Below are 16,067 nucleotides of genomic sequence, written 5' to 3'. Positions count from 1 at the left end.
ACAGGAGCCATCACAACGTGACCGATCCGCAAGCCCGGCCGAACCCGGGCAACGTCGTTCTGGACAGCCGATCGAAGGCCGAACGAGTGGCGGACGCCCTGGCGACACGCATCCAAGAGGACAAGCTCGAGCCCGGTGCGTTCCTGGGCACCAAGTCCCAGCTGCGCGACCAGTTCGGGGTGAGCCCGGCCACTGTGGACAGCGCGCTGCGGCTGCTGGTCGACCGTGGCACGGTGGAGGTGCGGCCGGGTGTGAAGGGCGGCCTTCGGGTGGCTGGACAGCCGGGCGCGGTCAGTCTGGGCCGGGCCCGCTGGCAACTGCTCGCGTCGGGCACCGACGCCAAGCGGGCGGGCCAGGCGCTCGGGGTGTACTTGGGCCTGCAGCCGCAGATCGTGGCCGCGGCGGTGCACGGGCAGACCACGCAGGATCGCAAGGCGTTGCGCGCGGTGTGCCGACGGCTGCGCAAGGTCGACGGCGACCCGCAGAAGTACTTCGCGGCGCACGAGGCCGCGCACGACGCGCTGCTGGAGGCCACGCATGACGACGTCCTCGTGTCGGTCGTCCGCAACGTGCAGGCCATCGCCGACCAGGCCACCGAAGGGCACCACGCGCCGAGCGTGCAACTGCCCGCGGACGAGGACCCCGCCGCCTACTTCGCCGACCGTGCCGAGGTCCACATCCGCATCATCGAGGCCGTACTGCGCCGCGACGTCGAGGACGCCTGGCGCGGCCTCCTGTACCACGCCGTCACCCAGGCCGACCGGGCGGCCGACGCCGCGATCCTGCCTGCGGGCTACCTTGACTTCCAGACGTACTGGCGCACGATGGTGGAAGGACCCCACTAACGGCACGCCGGTTGCTGCCGCATACCGCGGCGTGGTGCTGCTGGTAGACCTCCGGATCGAACGTGGGTGGTCGGTCACCCATGCGGCCCCTGTTTCTGCGGTTGCGCACGTGGTCGGCTTTCTCCGGGATCGTGCACCGGATTCGTCATTGCCGCAGGTAGGCCCGGTTCATGCGAGAAACGTAGGCCTTGTCCGCCAGGAGGCGGTCCGCCCGGGTCCGGCCGCGCCCGGACCGGATCCCAGCCGGCACCAACTGAAACTGCGGCGAATCACGCCGCCAGTCGCGCGGTGACCACCAGCGACAACGGCTCTCGGCCCTGTTCGGTGGCCCGGCGTGGCGTGGTGGTCGACCCGTCGCGCGACCGGCCGATCCCGGGATCGACCGGTTCGACCTCGACCCCGCGCCAGGACTCTTTCCGACGTTCCTCTTTTCCGCGCGCAGCGGCGTACCGGTGCGCGCGGGCCACGGTCGAGTCGACACCATCCCAGGTGATCAGCTCCTCGTCTGAGCACTCGAAACGACAGTTGATCGACGGTATCCCGAGATCAACTTTTCAACGGACCCTAGGAGGTTCCCCATGGATAAGCCCATCGAGGTGGCCGACCGCGTGTACGCCTATCCGCAGGACGACGGCAGCTGGTGGGTCAACACCACGGGCTTTGTGGTAGGTCGCCGCGATATCGTCGCCATCGACTCCTGCTCCACTCTCCGGCGTACGCAACGATTCCGGGAGGCCATCGCCGGGGTCGCCGATCTGCCGGTGACACGGCTGGTGAACACCCACCATCATGGCGACCATACCTACGGCAACGCGCTGTTCGACGCCGTGGTCATCGGCCACGAGAACTGCCGCACGGAAGCGCTCGACGACCGGGCGCGCGAGCACGCCGACGCACTGTGGTCGCCCGCACCCGACTGGGGTGATCTCCCGGTCGACCCACCGTCAGTGACGTTCTCCGACAGCCTCACGCTGTACCTGGACGAGCTGCGGATGGAACTGATTCACCCCGGAACGCCCGCGCACACCAAGGGAGACATCGTGTGCTGGCTGCCCGAGCAGCGCGTCCTGTTCACCGGCGACCTGGTGTTCAACGGTGGCACGCCGCTGATGATGCAGGGCTCGGTCACCGGATCGCTCGAGGCGCTGAGGTTCCTACGCGGCTTTCCTGCCGAGACCCTTGTTCCCGGCCACGGCATCCCCACCAGCCCGGACATCCTCGACCTGCACGAGCGCTATTACCGCTTCGTGCTGCGGTCGGCCGAGCAGGCCCGCGCCTGCGGGCTGAGGCCCTTGGAGGCGGCGCGGGAACTCGACCTCGGCGAATTCACCGACCTCCTCGACCCGGAACGCATCGTGCTCAACCTGCATCGCGCCTACGCCGATCTGTCCGGCGACGGTGACGTCGACCCCCGCGAGGCGTTCGCGGACGCGATCGCCTACAACGGCGGCCGTCCGCTCCGCTGCATCGCGTGAAACTCACGACAGGACTGACATGCGCTTTGTGACATACGACAACGGCCCGGGCGACGACCGGGTGGGCCTGCTCGACGGCGACACCCTCTACGGGCTGGCCCCCGGCATAGACCTGCTCAGCCTGCTCGGCGACGACGGCGAGCGACTCCACGCAGCGGGTCAGTCGGCCCGCCGCGACCCCTACGAGGTAATCGCCTTGAGTGAGATCAACCTGCTGCCCCCCTTACCGCGGCCACCGAGCATCCGCGACTTCATCGCCTACGAACAACATGTCGAAGGCACCGCGAAACTCGTCGGCAAGGACGGCGTCAACCCGGTCTGGTACGAACAGCCGCTGTTCTACTTCTCCAATCCGCATTCGGTGGTGGGCTGCGACCGAGAGGTTCCGATTCCACCGGGGTGCGCCCAGTTCGACTTCGAGTTGGAGGCCGCCGCCGTCATCGGCCGCGCCGGCACCGACCTGACCCCCGACCAGGCCGAACGCCACATCGCGGGATACATGGTCATGAACGACTGGTCCGCACGCGACCTGCAGTTCCATGAGATGCAGTTCGGCCTCGGCCCAGCCAAGGGTAAGGACAGTGCCATCACCCTCGGTCCCGCCCTGGTGACACCGGATGAACTGGCGCCCTTCCGCTCCGGTACCGCGTTCGACCTCGGCATGCGTGTGGCGGTCAACGGGGTGCCCTTCGGCGAGGACCGCATGACCAACATGGCGTGGAGCTTCGGCGAGCTGATCTCCTACGCCTCCCGCGGCACTTGGGTACGCCCCGGCGACATCATCGGCAGCGGCACCAGCGGCAACGGATGCCTGGCCGAGAAATGGGGACGCGAGGGCAGGCACTGGCCGCCACTCGAACCCGGAGACGAAGTGACCATGACGATCGACGAGATCGGCACGATCCGCAACACCGTCGCCACCCCCACCGGCGCCCCGTACCTGCTTGCCCGCCGAATCCCGACCATGCCCCGGGCCCGTTAGCGACACCGCTGCACCCCGCCTGCCGCCTCGCTGCACCCCGCCTGCTGCCTCGCTTCACCGTCGGCGAGCAGGTGGCGGCGGCAACCGATCAGATCGTCGCGATGCCCGACGCAGAAAAGCTTGGCTATCGGGAAGGACGGGATATGGAGTCTATTTCACTCCGCCACACCGACTGACGGCGCGCGCTCACGCGCCGAGCTCCTATGAAAATTCAAAAGAAAGTATACAACGATGAGGAAAATCATCGCGGTGGCCTCAGGTCTGGTCGCCGCAGTAGCGGTCGCGTCCGGCTCGGCCGGGGCGCAGCCCGGCACTGAGGACGCGGTCGACTTCACCGCCTACGCCACCGACACCCAGTCCATCGTCACGACCGATGCCGGTTCCATGGTCGTGGAGAACGGCGTATTCGAGATCAAGGCCGTCGACGGCACCGTGCTCACCGGCATGCCGCTGACGTTCCGGGTCGATGACTTCGAGTTCCCGATCGCTGCCGGGATCGCGGACCACACCGCCACCTTCACCCCGCAGTTCGATATGGCGCACGCGACCTACAAGCCGGTGGCCCTGCCGTTCGAGGACAAGGCGCCGTGGAAAAACGAATACGACCGTGAGCAGGCCGCCTGGGCCCGCCTGAGCAGCACCATCCTCACCGGGGCCACCCTCGGCGCCCTGATCGGTGGTATCGGCGGCGGCGCCGTCGGTTGCGTGCTCGGCGGTATCGCCGGTGCGACCGTCGCCTCGGCCGCCGTCATCGGCCTTTTCGGCGGCTTCATTCCGGCCGCGGCCATCGGCTGCCTCGGCGGCATCGTCGCTGTCGGTGCCCTCGGCACCCTCGCGGGCCAGCTCCTGATCACCGCCCCGATCACCATCGGCGCGGCCATCCAGTACTTCTCCACTATCAACGAGCCGCCCTTCCCGCCGGCGAAGTAGATAGCGAAGAAGAACCCAACGGCGTTCGTTGGGGGACACCCGCCCCGCCCGGTTCCGCACCCGGGCGGGGTCTTCGCCGACGTGCCACAACGTAACGGTTGTTTTGCGCAATCCGGATTCTTGACGACTAGATGGCACATAGCCGCAGATCACACGGTACCGGCGGCCCTCCTTTTAGAGGGCACATTGGTCACTCATCGGGCACGCCCAAGAATCCGCCACCACCCGACGCGGGACCCGTACACGGGGCCGCGCGGCTCCGACTGGTATGGCCGCGAGAACCGGGGAGGCGGTCGAGCGATCTAGGCGTTGCCGTTGAAAAGTCCGGTGACCGAACCGTTCTCGAAGACCTCGCGAATCGTGCGGGCCAGCAGCGGCGCGATCGACAGCACGGTCAGCTGCGGGAACTTCTTCTCCTCGCTGATCGGCAGCGTATTGGTGACCACGACCTCCTTGGCGCCACAGGTGGCCAGGCGCTCGGCGGCCGGATCGCTCAGCACGCCGTGTGTCGCGGCGATGACCACGTCACCGGCACCCGCCGCCTTGAGCACCTTGACCGCGCCCGCGATGGTGCCACCGGTGTCGATCATGTCGTCGATCAGGATGCAGGTGCGGCCCTCGACCTCACCGACCACCCGGTTGGCCTTGATCTGGTTCGGCACCAGCGGGTCGCGGGTCTTGTGGATGAAGGCCAGCGGCGAGCCGCCGAGCGAGTCGGCCCATTTCTCCGCGACGCGCACACGACCGGAATCGGGGGAGACCACGGTGATGTGCTCGAGGCTGTAGTTGTTGCTCACGTACTCGGCCAGCTGCAGCTGCGCGTGCATGTGATCGACCGGGCCGTCGAAGAAGCCCTGGATCTGATCGGTGTGCAGGTCGACGGTGATGATGCGGTCCGCGCCCGCGGTTTTCAGCAGATCGGCGACCAGTCGGGCGGAGATGGGCTCGCGGCCGCGGTGCTTCTTGTCCTGACGGGCGTAGGGGTAGAACGGCAGCACCGCGGTGATTCGCTTGGCCGAACCGCGCTTGAGCGCGTCGATCATGATGAGCTGTTCCATCAGCCACTGGTTCAGCGGCGCCGGAAAGCTCTGTAGCACAAAGGCATCCGAGCCGCGCACGGACTCTTCGAATCGGACGAAGATCTCGCCGTTGGCGAAGTCGCGCGCGGTCTGCGGGGTGACGTGGACGTCGAGTTCCTTGGCCACCTGCTCGGCCAGCTCAGGATGAGCGCGTCCCGAGAAGAGCATCAGGTTCTTCTGGTTGTCGATCCATGACGCGGTCACTGCTGTTTGCCATCCTTTTGCTCGATTGCCTGACCGGACATCTCTTTGGCTGCGATGGCTTCCGCCGCCGCCTGTGCCGCGTCCGTCCCCGGACGGTTGCGCTGCACCCAGCCCTCAATGTTTTTCTGTGGCCCACCTGAAACCGCGAGTGCCCCCGGCGGAACGTTCCTACGCAGCACAGTACCCGCGGCCGTATATGCGCCGTCACCCACCGTCACCGGCGCGACGAACATGGTGTCGCTGCCGGTCCGCACATGTGAGCCGACCACAGTGTGATGTTTTTTCACACCGTCGTAATTGACGAAAACGCTGGAGGCGCCGATGTTGCTGTGCTCACCGATGGTGGCATCGCCGACATAAGTGAGGTGCGGCACCTTGGAGTGCGCGCCGATCGATGCGTTCTTGGTTTCGACGAATGCGCCGAGCTTTCCGCAATCGCCGACAACGGTGCCGGGGCGCAGATAGCTGAACGGCCCGATATTCGCGCCCGGACCAATCACGGCCTGATCACCGTGGGTGCGGACAACGTGCGCGCCCGCGCCGACGATGACATCGGTGAGCGTGGAATCCGGTCCGATAACCGCGTCCTCACCGATGACGGTGCCGCCGAGCAACTGCACACCCGGCCGGATTTCGGCGTCCCTGGCGATTTTCACGTTCGCGTCCACCCAGGTGGTCGCGGGATCGAGGATCGTGACCCCGGCGCGCATATGCCGTTCGAGGATGTAGCGGTTGAGGGTGCGCGTGGCCTCCGACAGCTGCACCCGGTCGTTGACGCCGGTGACCTTGGCCGAGTCGAGCAGGCGGGCGCCGTGCACCGGATGTCCGGCCTCGCGGGCCAGTCGCAGCACATCGGTCAGGTACAGCTCGTGCTGGGCATTGGCGGTGGACAGGCGTCCGATCATGGTGCGCAGCACGGTCGCGTCGAAGGCGTAGACACCCGAGTTGACCTCGGTGATCGCCGCCTGCGCCGGGCTGGCGTCGGCATGTTCGACGATTTCGGTGACCTGGCCGTCGGCATTACGGACGATGCGGCCGTAGCCGTTCGGATCGTCCGGTTCGAAGGTCAGCACGGTGACCGCGGAACGTTCGGTGTAGCTGCGATGTTCATCCAGCAGAGCGGACAGGGTGTGTCCGTCGAGCAGCGGTACGTCCGCGGAGGTGACCAGCAGGTCACCGGTGAAATCCTCGGGGACCGCCGCCAGCGCGCACTGCACCGCATGTCCGGTTCCGAGCTGTTGTTCCTGGATGGCGGTGGTGATGTCGCGGCCGAGGTCGGCGGCGACGGCGGCGACCGCGGCGCCGACTTGTTCCCGATCGTGTCCTACCACGGTGATGAGGAACGCGGGGTCGATCTCGTCGGCCGCATGCAGCGCGTGCGCGAGCATGCTTCGACCGGCCAGCGAATGCAGCACCTTAGGAGTCTTAGACCGCATTCGCGTCCCGGCACCGGCTGCGAGAACGACGACGGCGGTCTGCTGTGGCATGGATCTCCCTCGGCTGCCTGTCATCGTCCATGGGGCTGTCGTCGTGCTTGGTCAGCGCTGTCGTCGAGCTTGTTCAGCGATGTGCGCGGCCAACGATAAGCCATCGTGCCGATGTGCTCCGCCGCCAGGACTCGAACCTGAACTATCTGAACCAAAATCAGAGGTGCTGCCATTACACTACGGCGGATTGTCACACCGGCGGATCCGCGGGACCCGCCGCTGTGCCAGCGGCACGGCATGAATCCTCGCATGAAGACCTCCGGTTAGTCGAACTGCTTCGCCGAATTAGTGCGTACTCGTCGTCGGCTCTGTCCGCTCCGGTCGCGTTATCTGGGCGAATGCTCCCCGGCCTCCCCGGAACTTGTGCCGGTCGTCGGGTGCTCCGACTGTTTCCGTCGCGGGCCCCGCCGCCGGGTGGGGGCTGGATTCCACGGCGTGCCCGCCGCGTTGCCCATGTTCGTGCGAGATCGGTTGTCGCTCTGGCGAGACGGGGGTGACGGCAGGGGAGCCAGAGCTGTCTGGAACAGTTGGGTCCGACGACTATTGGCATGCGTGAGGAGGCGGGACGGTGTCTTCGGGTGAGCCGCCCAAGGTGTCCCGACCGCGGATGACGGGAACCCAGCGGCGGCAGCAGCTGATCGAGATCGGTCGCGCATTGTTCGCCGAGCGGGGTTACGACGCGACCTCGATCGAGGAGATCGCACAGCGGGCCCAGGTCTCCAAACCCGTAGTGTACGAACACTTCGGCGGTAAGGAGGGGCTCTACGCCGTGGTTGTGGACCGCGAGATGTCGATGCTGCTGGACATGATCACCTCTTCGCTCACCCGGAACCGGTCCAGGATCCGGCTCGAACAGGTCACGCTCGCACTGCTGACCTATATCGAGGAACGTACCGACGGATTCCGAATCCTGGTGCGCGATCAGCCCGCAGCCACCGCGGAGGGTCGCTATTCGAGTCTGCTCAACGAGGCCACCAGCCAGGTCGCGCACATTCTGGGCGGCGATTTCGAGCGCCGCGGTTTCGATACCAGTCTGACCGGTTTGTACGCACAAGCATTGGTGGGCATGGTCTCGACCGCCGCGACCTGGTGGCTGGACGAGCGCCAACCGTCGAAAGAGGTGGTGGCGGCGCATCTGGTGAACCTGTGCTGGAACGGGCTCAGTCATTTGGAAGCCGACCCGCAGCTGAGCTCGGAATGGCGCGCCGGCACCGGAGATTGACCGCGTTGGTAGCCAGCGAATTGCGCGCGATGCCTGTCCGAATGCTCGAATTGGCTGACGGGCGCTCACCTGGTGGTACGGTTCACCCATCCTCAGGGTGCTGTTCGAGCGGTAAGTCGGTCTACTTCGGGATGTCGGTCTACTTCAGGATGGCTGGTTTTAAGGATGACAGGCGGATCTGATGGCTAGGCAAGCGCGCGCGGAGATCACCCGCGATTCCGTCCTGGCGGGCGCTGCCGATGTCTTTCTGCGCTTGGGATATGCGAATGCGAGTCTGAGCGAGATCATCGCGCAGTCGAACGTGACCAAGGGCGCCTTGTACTTTCACTTCGGTTCGAAGGAAGAGTTGGCGCGCGCGGTGGTCGATCAGGGCAATGAGCGCCTGGTCAGTTCGTGCCAGGGTTTCTTCGATCCGAGAGTGCCCGCACTCGAGGCATGTATCGGGATCACCTACGTCGTCGCGGACCTATCCATGAACGATCCGATGGTCGGCGCGATGCTCAAACTGACTCATCAGATCGGCGACTACCGCGGCGCCCAGGGCGACAACATCACCAAGACCTGGGGCGATACCTATCGCGTACTAGCCGAGCGGGCGATCGCCCAGGGCGACCTGGAGGCCGATCTGGATGCCGAGGTGATCGGCCTGCTGCTGCAGGAAATGTCCGCGGGTGTGCACATCACCGCGGTCGGCACCGATTCGATCGATCAGATGGCGACGCGCATGGAGCGCGCCTGGTACTTCCTCTTGCCAGCGATCGTCCCACCGGAGAAACTCTCCTACTTCCGCGAATTCGCCGCGCGCCGCCTACGCCGCTACGTCCCGTAGGTCGGTCCGCGCCGGTCCATGCCGACAACGGTGTCACCGTGCGTTGGTAGGTTGTCAGGTGCGGACTGATTTCGCGAGCACATGGGTAACTTGTCGGGTACGCCCAGCACTCGACCACTCGCTCGACCGCCGGCCCGAGGACGACGGTGACGTGACACCTACGGCCGACAAGAGGCTCGGGGAGGCGGGGCAGCGTTGGTGGCTAGACTCGGTTCGCCGAACTGAAACCCCGCCTGAGCTCAGGAGTGTTTGATGTCCACCCACCGTCCACCCCTTGCCGGACTGGCCGCGGTGGCCGGAGCCGATTCGGCCTTGCGCACCGTCGCTGACCTGGTGGGGAAGTCGCCGGTCGAGTTGGTCGGGCCGTCGGCGGTACGGCCGTTCGTCGCGACGACGATGGCGGCCCACAGGCCGCTGGTGGTGGTGACGGCGACCGGGCGGGAAGCCGATGATCTGACGGTCGAGCTCGAGGAAATCCTCGGTGCGGCGGTCGCGCAGTTCCCGTCGTGGGAGACGCTGCCGCATGAGCGGCTGTCGCCGGGTGCGGACACCGTCGGCCGCAGGCTCGAGGTGTTGCGCCGGCTGGCGCATCCGGAGGATTCGGTCTACCCGGAACCGCTGCGGGTCGTGGTGACGACCGTCCGCTCGCTGATGCAGCCGATGGCCGCGAGCCTCGGTGATATCGAACCGATCGTGCTGCGCGTCGGTGCCGAGTTCGATTTCGACGAATTGCTCTTGCGCCTGATCGAATTCGCCTACACCCGCGTCGATATGGTCGGTAAGCGCGGTGAGTTCGCGGTGCGCGGCGGTATCCTCGATCTGTTTCCGCCGACGGCGGATCATCCGGTGCGCGTGGAGTTCTGGGGCGACGAGGTGACCGAACTGCGGCCCTTCGCCGTCGCCGACCAGCGGTCGTTGACCGATGTGACGGCAGATGTGGTCGTCGCGCCGCCGTGTCGAGAACTGTTGCTCACCCATGCCGTTCGCGAGCGCGCCGCCGAGGTCGCGGCGGCCAATGCCGCCGATGCCGCGCTGGTAGAGATGTTGGACAAACTCGCCGGGGGCATTCCGGTCGAGGGTATGGAGGCTCTGCTGCCGGTGCTCGCGCCCGGCGAATTGCGGTTGCTCACCGAGGTTTTGCCGGACGGAACCCAATTGTTGCTGTGCGATCCGGAGAAGATCCGCACGCGCGCGGCCGATCTGGTGCGCACCGGTGAGGAATTCCTGGAGGCATCGTGGACCGCGGCCTCGTTCGGCGGTGCGGCGCCGCTCGGCGGGCACGGACTCGATCTTGCCGCCTCCGGTTACCGTCCGCTGCCCGAAATCCATGACAGCGCAAACGCACTCGGTTTGCCCTGGTGGACGCTGAGCCCGCTGACCTCCGGTGATCCCGCCGAGGTCGTGCTGCCGGTGCTGGCCGGACCGGCGGCGCGCGGTTCCGATGAGCTGGTGGCGACGATCTTCGCGTCACTGCGCGCGCATGTGCTCACCGGTGGGCGCGCGGTCGTGGTCGTCGCGGGTCACGGTACGGCGCAACGCATTCTGGAACGGCTCTCGGATGCCGACGTACCCGCGGCGTCCTTGGCACCCGGCGCCGAGCCGGCGACCGGACTGGTCGGTGTGCTGTGCGGTTCGCTGCATGACGGGCTGGTCTTCGACGGCGCCGGTCTGGTTGTCGTCGCCGAATCCGACCTCACTGGCAATCGGGTCACCGCACCGGCGGAGGGTAAGCGACTGCCGGCCAAGCGCCGCAACCAAGTCGACCCGCTGGCGCTGAGCGCCGGCGATATGGTGGTGCACGATCAGCACGGCATCGGCCGGTTCGTGGAGATGATCGAGCGCACTGTCGGCGGGGCGCGGCGGGAATATCTGGTCATCGAATATGCGCCCGGCAAGCGCGGCCAACCCGGTGATCGGCTGTTCGTGCCGATGGAATCGCTGGATCAGCTCTCGCGCTATGTCGGCGGCGAGATGCCGAGTCTGTCCAAGCTGGGCGGTTCCGACTGGGCGAATACGAAACGCAAGGCGCGCAAGGCGGTTCGCGAGATCGCCGGTGAGCTGGTGCAACTGTACGCGGCGCGGCAGGCCGCGCCCGGACATGCGTTCGGTCCGGACAGTCCGTGGCAGCAGGAGATGGAGGACGCGTTCGCGTTCACCGAGACCGTCGACCAGATGACCGCCATCGCCGAGGTGAAGGCCGATATGGAGAAGGCGGTCCCGATGGACCGCGTGGTCTGCGGTGATGTCGGCTACGGCAAGACCGAGATCGCCGTGCGTGCCGCGTTCAAGGCGGTGCAGGACGGAAAGCAGGTCGTCGTGCTGGTACCGACAACTCTGCTCGCACAACAGCATCTGCAGACCTTCACCGAACGCGTCGCCGGATTCCCGGTGACCGTGAAAGGGCTGTCCAGGTTCACCGATCCGGGCGAATCCCGCGCCGTGCTGGAGGGAATGTCCGACGGCGCCGTCGATATCGTGGTCGGAACCCATCGGCTGCTGCAGACCGGTGTGCGATGGAAGGATCTCGGCCTGGTCATCGTGGATGAGGAACAGCGTTTCGGGGTCGAGCACAAGGAGCACATCAAGGCGCTGCGCACGCACGTCGACGTGTTGACCATGTCCGCGACACCGATTCCGCGCACCTTGGAGATGAGTCTGGCGGGCATTCGCGAGATGTCGACCATCCTGACGCCGCCGGAGGAACGGCATCCGGTGCTCACCTATGTCGGCGGGTACAACGACAAGCAGGTCACCGCGGCCATTCGGCGTGAGCTGCTGCGCGACGGCCAGGTCTTCTACGTGCACAATCGGGTCTCGTCGATCGATAAGGCGGCCAAGCGTATTCGCGATCTCGTGCCTGAGGCGCGGGTGGTGGTCGCGCACGGTCAGATGAACGAGGACATGCTCGAAAAGACCGTGCAGGGGTTCTGGGAGCGCGAATTCGATGTGTTGGTCTGCACCACCATCATCGAGACCGGGCTCGATATCTCCAATGCGAATACGTTGATCGTGGAACGCGCCGATTCCCTCGGTCTTTCGCAGCTGCACCAGTTGCGTGGGCGCGTCGGCCGCAGCCGCGAGCGCGGGTACGCCTACTTCCTCTATCCACCGGAGAAGCCGCTGACCGAGACGGCCTACGACCGACTCGCCACCATCTCGCAGAATTCGGATCTCGGCGCGGGTATGGCGGTGGCGATGAAGGACCTCGAAATCCGCGGTGCCGGAAATGTGCTGGGCGCCGAGCAGTCCGGACATGTGGCCGGTGTCGGCTTCGACCTGTATGTGCGGCTGGTCGGTGAAGCGGTGGAGGCGTATCGGGCCGCCGCCGACGGCAAGCCGATTACGACCGAGGAGATCAAGGAGGTGCGCATCGACCTCCCGGTGGACGCGCATATCCCGCCCGACTACATCACCAGCGATCGGCTCCGGCTGGAGGCCTATCGCAAACTTGCTGCGGCGCAGGATGATCCGGCGGTGGAGTTGGTTGTCGAGGAGCTCGTCGACCGGTACGGGCCGCTGCCCGTCGAGGTCGGCAGGTTGGTGTCGGTGGCGAAACTACGCCTGCTGGCCCGCGAATACGATGTCACCGAAATCGCGGTCACCGGAACCACATTGAAGGTTTCGCCGATGAATCTGGCCGATTCCAAGCAGATGCGGTTGAAGCGTCTGTACCCGAGCGCGGGCTATCGCGCGGCAAGTGGTGTTGTGCAATTGCCGCTGCCCCGGGTTGAGGACAGCGTGGGTGCGGACCGGGTGCGTGATCTCGTTCTTCTGCAATTCGTCGCCGACCTGCTGCTGCAGTTGGATGGCAAGCCGAAGGGCTTGGTCGAGCTGCGGGTCGACACCGAGGCAATGGCTCGATGAACTCCAACCGCGAGGAAGCCGTCCTGCGTGCCGCCCGCCATGCCGCCGCGGCGGGCCCGGCGAACGGCACCGGTCACCGCGGTTCCGAGCCGGTAATCGGTGCCGCATCCCAATCCGGACGCACCGATACCGCGGTGGTGGCGGCCGGTCTGACCGGGGCGGTCGACGTGATGGACCGGCTCTGGAACTTCGGCGGCTGGGAAGTAACCCAAACTCACGACTCGTTGCGCCCCTACCTGCTCGAGGAGACCTACGAACTCCTTGATGCCATCCAGCACAACGACGCCGAAACCATCAAGGAAGAACTCGGTGACCTGTTGCTGCAGGTGCTGTTTCACTCCCGAATCGCCCAGGCCGCAGGCGAATTCACGGTCGATGATGTCGCCGCCGCGCTGGTCGCCAAACTCGTCCATCGCAGCCCCCACCTCGCCGCCGAGCCCATCGACGCCTCGGCCACCGTCGCGGAAAAGATCGCCGCCCAGGAAAAGGCCTGGGAGGAACGCAAATCCGCGGAAAAGTCCCGTCGATCCTGCCTGGACGGCATAGCCATGGCTCAACCCGCCCTCGCGCTGGCCGAGAAGATCCGCTCGCGCGGTCTCAGAGCGGGTCTGCCCGAAGACCTGATCCCCGACACCCTCAGGACCGTCCTGCTGGGCGGCGAAGGCAGCGCCGAAGAACGCCTCCGCAAAGCCGCCTTGTCCTTCGCCGCGCAAATCCGCGCGACCGAAGATGCCGCTGAAGCCGCCCGCGGCGAACGCGCTCCGCTATCCCCCGCCGACTGGCGCAAGTACTGGCCGCAGTAGCCGGGCGTTCGGCATCGAGTGTGCCGATGAAATACGCCTGATGGCGCGGCCGGGGTCGGCCGAGGCGCGTAGCGTTTGGGTACGGATCGACGGTCGAGCAGCGGTGGTGTGGCACCGCCGACGCCCTCGGCGGGTGCCTGTGAGCACTCCGGACAAAGGTCACAGCGCCAGCGAACAAGGCGCACTGCACCTTAGACTTGCAGGCAACGTGGCACAGCCCGCCGCGTTGCAGCGATCAAGAGGTGACGAACATGGCAGCCGGAGTGAGCCCCGTGCAACGTCAAGACCACGCGAGTTCCGATCATCCCGAACTGGACGTACTCCCGCAATGGCCTCAGGAAACGATCGCGGTGCTGGTCACCACCGATCCAGGGCCGCATGCGATTCCGGTGTCCTGGCCGGTGCGCGCTGGTGATCGGCGGATTCTGCTGAGCCTGAAATTCGATCGTGGTTCGCTGGCCCGCTTGCGCGAACGGCCCGGTGTCGCACTGCTGATTCTCGGCGGTGGCGATGTCGCGCTGTGCGCGCGTGGGCGGGCGCGGGTCGTCGCCGAGGAAATGCCCGGCGCGACAGACTATGTCGCGGTGCAAATCGATGTCGAGGTCATCGATGACCATCGGCAGTCGGCCTTCGCGGTGGCGCACGGAATCGAGCGCACCGTACTCGACGCGAGCGAATTGCATGCGCTCGAAGGGCGCGTGCAGACCTTGCGCGCCTGGGCCGATATCCAGAACTGAACCGGCACAACCCTGCCCGGTACAGAGTAATAATCGCGATGAAAGGCGGCGCGAACGCGTCGAACGGAAGGGGATCATGAGCGTCACATTGGCCAAAGGCGGAAATGTCTCGCTGTCGAAGCAGACCGCCAACCTCACCAAGGTAGCGGTCGCGCTCGGTTGGGATGTGCGAACGACCACCGGGGCCGACTACGACCTCGATGCGAGTGCGCTCGCCACCGGGCCGAATCAGCGCGTGCTGTCCGATCAGCACTTCGTGTTCTACAACAATCTGCGCTCGCCGGAGGGCACGATCGAACATACCGGTGACAATCTCACCGGTGAGGGCGAAGGCGATGACGAAGTGATCAATGTCGATCTGGCGGCGACGCCACCGACGATCACCAATATCTTCTTCCCGGTCTCCATTCACGATGCCGATGCGCGCGGACAGTCGTTCGGCCAGATTCGCAACGCCTACATCCGCGTGGTCGACGCCACCACCGGCGCCGAGCTGGCCCGGTATGACCTCACCGAGGATGCGTCCACCGAGACCGCCATGGTGTTCGGGGAGTTGTACCGGTACGGCAACGAATGGAAGTTCCGTGCCATCGGTCAGGGCTACGCCTCCGGGCTCGCGGGCATCGCCCGCGATTACGGCGTCAACGTCTGATGGGCGCGCGGGTGGTCGGGATCGGATCCGGCCGCCCGCTCCGCCTCGAATACTGCGATCGCGGCGCGGGTCTTGCGCTTGATCGCTTGCAGCACATCGAGATCCGGTAGGTCCGCGAACTGCTCACCCAGGACGTCGGGCAGATCGGAGTAGTGCAGCACGCATTCGTCTACGCCGAGGTTCGCGCAGGCCGCGAGTAGGTCCGGATGCAGATAGCCCGCGACCGCGGTCTGCACGCCGGCGGCGGCGGCGACCATGGTGACGCGTTCGATCGCGCGCAGCAGCGGCGGAACGGGACGAACCGGCCGCAGGGTGGCGCGGGCCTGGCCCAGCAGCAGCGAGGACAGATCGTTGCAGCCGATCACCACACGGGACACGCCGGTGGTGACGACCCGGTCGACCTCCAACAGCAGTGACGGGATCTCGATCATGGTGGCGACCGGGCAGTCGCCGATCACGGACCGGGTTTGCTCGATGGCCCATTGCAATTCGTCGACGTAGGTGACGAAGGGAAAGAGCACGCCGATATCGGCGCCCTCCTCGCGCACCTGCGCGATACCCTCGAGTTCCGCTTCGAATGCGTCGGGATAGCGGCGGGCTCGGCGAATACCACGCAGGCCGAGTAGTTTATGTGGCTCGTCGAGGATCTCTTCGACGCCGTCGAGGGTATTGCATTCGGCGGTATCGGCTTCCATGGTCCGATACCAGATCGTCGTTCCGCTCGCCCGCTTCGCGATATGGCGCAGATACGGCACGAGGTAGCCCGAAACCGATTCGGGTGTCGGATATTTTCCGGCCGCGCGGAACACATACTCGCCGCGCACCATCCCGACCCCATCGAAGTGGTCGAGCAGTTCAGCGGAGATCCGCTCACAACTCAATGCCAGGCTCTGCCGCATTCCCGGCACGCTATCAGGTTGCTGCACAACACTTTCCGCCGCCCGGTCGGTCGGTATTT

General features: G+C 66.0%; 14 protein-coding genes and 1 tRNA gene. 10 read left to right on the top strand and 5 right to left on the bottom strand.

The genetic code is table 11. The features are described from left to right. Nucleotides 1–17 precede the first annotated feature (17 nt). A complete protein-coding gene (locus ACW2Q0_RS09205) occupies nt 18–845 on the top strand; it encodes a FadR/GntR family transcriptional regulator (RefSeq protein ID WP_457188179.1) in 828 nt (275 codons plus the stop codon). A gap of 269 nt (nt 846–1,114) precedes the next feature. On the opposite strand, the gene ACW2Q0_RS09200 is transcribed toward ACW2Q0_RS09205, so the two are convergent. Continuing rightward, nucleotides 1,115–1,312, bottom strand: coding sequence for a hypothetical protein (locus ACW2Q0_RS09200; protein ID WP_457188177.1), 198 nt, complete (start codon nt 1,310–1,312; stop codon nt 1,115–1,117). Between the two features lie 111 nt (nt 1,313–1,423). Here ACW2Q0_RS09200 and ACW2Q0_RS09195 point away from each other — a divergent pair, with 111 nt between their 5' ends. The 3 genes from ACW2Q0_RS09195 (at nt 1,424) to ACW2Q0_RS09185 (ending at nt 4,232) form a co-directional block, all read left to right on the top strand. After that, nucleotides 1,424–2,320, top strand: coding sequence for an MBL fold metallo-hydrolase (locus tag ACW2Q0_RS09195; RefSeq protein WP_457188175.1), 897 nt, complete (start codon nt 1,424–1,426; stop codon nt 2,318–2,320). A 19-nt stretch (nt 2,321–2,339) separates the two neighbouring features. Then, on the top strand, nt 2,340–3,302 hold the full coding sequence (locus tag ACW2Q0_RS09190) for a fumarylacetoacetate hydrolase family protein (protein WP_457188173.1): 963 nt from the start codon (nt 2,340–2,342) through the stop codon (nt 3,300–3,302). 231 nt (nt 3,303–3,533) lie between these two features. Continuing rightward, nucleotides 3,534–4,232: a hypothetical protein gene (locus ACW2Q0_RS09185; protein ID WP_457188171.1), complete on the top strand. Its 699-nt coding sequence runs from the start codon at nt 3,534–3,536 to the stop codon at nt 4,230–4,232. Nucleotides 4,233–4,534: 302 nt separating this feature from the next. Here the strand turns inward: ACW2Q0_RS09185 and ACW2Q0_RS09180 are convergent, their stop codons facing one another. From ACW2Q0_RS09180 to ACW2Q0_RS09170, 3 genes are all read right to left on the bottom strand, one after another. Further along, nucleotides 4,535–5,515, bottom strand: a complete 981-nt coding sequence (locus tag ACW2Q0_RS09180) for a ribose-phosphate diphosphokinase (RefSeq protein ID WP_457188169.1) — start codon at nt 5,513–5,515, stop codon at nt 4,535–4,537. Further along, nucleotides 5,512–7,002: a bifunctional UDP-N-acetylglucosamine diphosphorylase/glucosamine-1-phosphate N-acetyltransferase GlmU gene (gene glmU / locus ACW2Q0_RS09175; protein WP_457188168.1), complete on the bottom strand. Its 1,491-nt coding sequence runs from the start codon at nt 7,000–7,002 to the stop codon at nt 5,512–5,514. Before glmU ends, ACW2Q0_RS09180 begins: the two co-directional genes overlap by 4 nt. A 116-nt stretch (nt 7,003–7,118) precedes the next feature. Continuing rightward, a tRNA-Gln gene (locus ACW2Q0_RS09170) sits at nt 7,119–7,189 on the bottom strand. A gap of 420 nt (nt 7,190–7,609) precedes the next feature. Here ACW2Q0_RS09170 and ACW2Q0_RS09165 point away from each other — a divergent pair. The 6 genes from ACW2Q0_RS09165 to ACW2Q0_RS09140 all read left to right on the top strand — a co-directional run bounded on the left by ACW2Q0_RS09165 (nt 7,610) and on the right by ACW2Q0_RS09140 (nt 15,109). Continuing rightward, nucleotides 7,610–8,224 (top strand): TetR/AcrR family transcriptional regulator, encoded by a 615-nt coding sequence (locus ACW2Q0_RS09165; protein ID WP_457188323.1) that lies wholly within the window; start codon nt 7,610–7,612, stop codon nt 8,222–8,224. A gap of 181 nt (nt 8,225–8,405) precedes the next feature. Beyond that, the gene (locus ACW2Q0_RS09160; protein ID WP_457188166.1) at nt 8,406–9,053 is read left to right on the top strand and encodes a TetR family transcriptional regulator; all 648 of its coding nucleotides are present in this window, start codon (nt 8,406–8,408) and stop codon (nt 9,051–9,053) included. 252 nt (nt 9,054–9,305) lie between these two features. Further along, nucleotides 9,306–12,917, top strand: a complete 3,612-nt coding sequence (mfd, locus tag ACW2Q0_RS09155; protein ID WP_457188164.1) for a transcription-repair coupling factor — start codon at nt 9,306–9,308, stop codon at nt 12,915–12,917. A gap of 170 nt (nt 12,918–13,087) precedes the next feature. Beyond that, a complete protein-coding gene (locus ACW2Q0_RS09150; RefSeq protein ID WP_457188321.1) occupies nt 13,088–13,720 on the top strand; it encodes a MazG family protein in 633 nt (210 codons plus the stop codon). Nucleotides 13,721–13,971: 251 nt separating this feature from the next. After that, on the top strand, nt 13,972–14,457 hold the full coding sequence (locus ACW2Q0_RS09145) for a hypothetical protein (RefSeq protein ID WP_457188163.1): 486 nt from the start codon (nt 13,972–13,974) through the stop codon (nt 14,455–14,457). A 76-nt stretch (nt 14,458–14,533) separates the two neighbouring features. Further along, the gene (locus tag ACW2Q0_RS09140) at nt 14,534–15,109 is read left to right on the top strand and encodes a TerD family protein (RefSeq protein WP_457188161.1); all 576 of its coding nucleotides are present in this window, start codon (nt 14,534–14,536) and stop codon (nt 15,107–15,109) included. Here the strand turns inward: ACW2Q0_RS09140 and ACW2Q0_RS09135 are convergent. Beyond that, nucleotides 15,091–16,008 (bottom strand): putative PEP-binding protein, encoded by a 918-nt coding sequence (locus ACW2Q0_RS09135; protein WP_457188159.1) that lies wholly within the window; start codon nt 16,006–16,008, stop codon nt 15,091–15,093. The genes ACW2Q0_RS09140 and ACW2Q0_RS09135 overlap by 19 nt on opposite strands. Between the last annotated feature and the right edge of the window lie 59 nt (nt 16,009–16,067).

The sequence above is a fragment of the Nocardia citri genome (assembly GCF_054065835.1).
The sequence above is the reverse complement of the archived record's forward strand: the minus strand, read 5'-3'. Positions and strand labels throughout refer to the sequence as shown.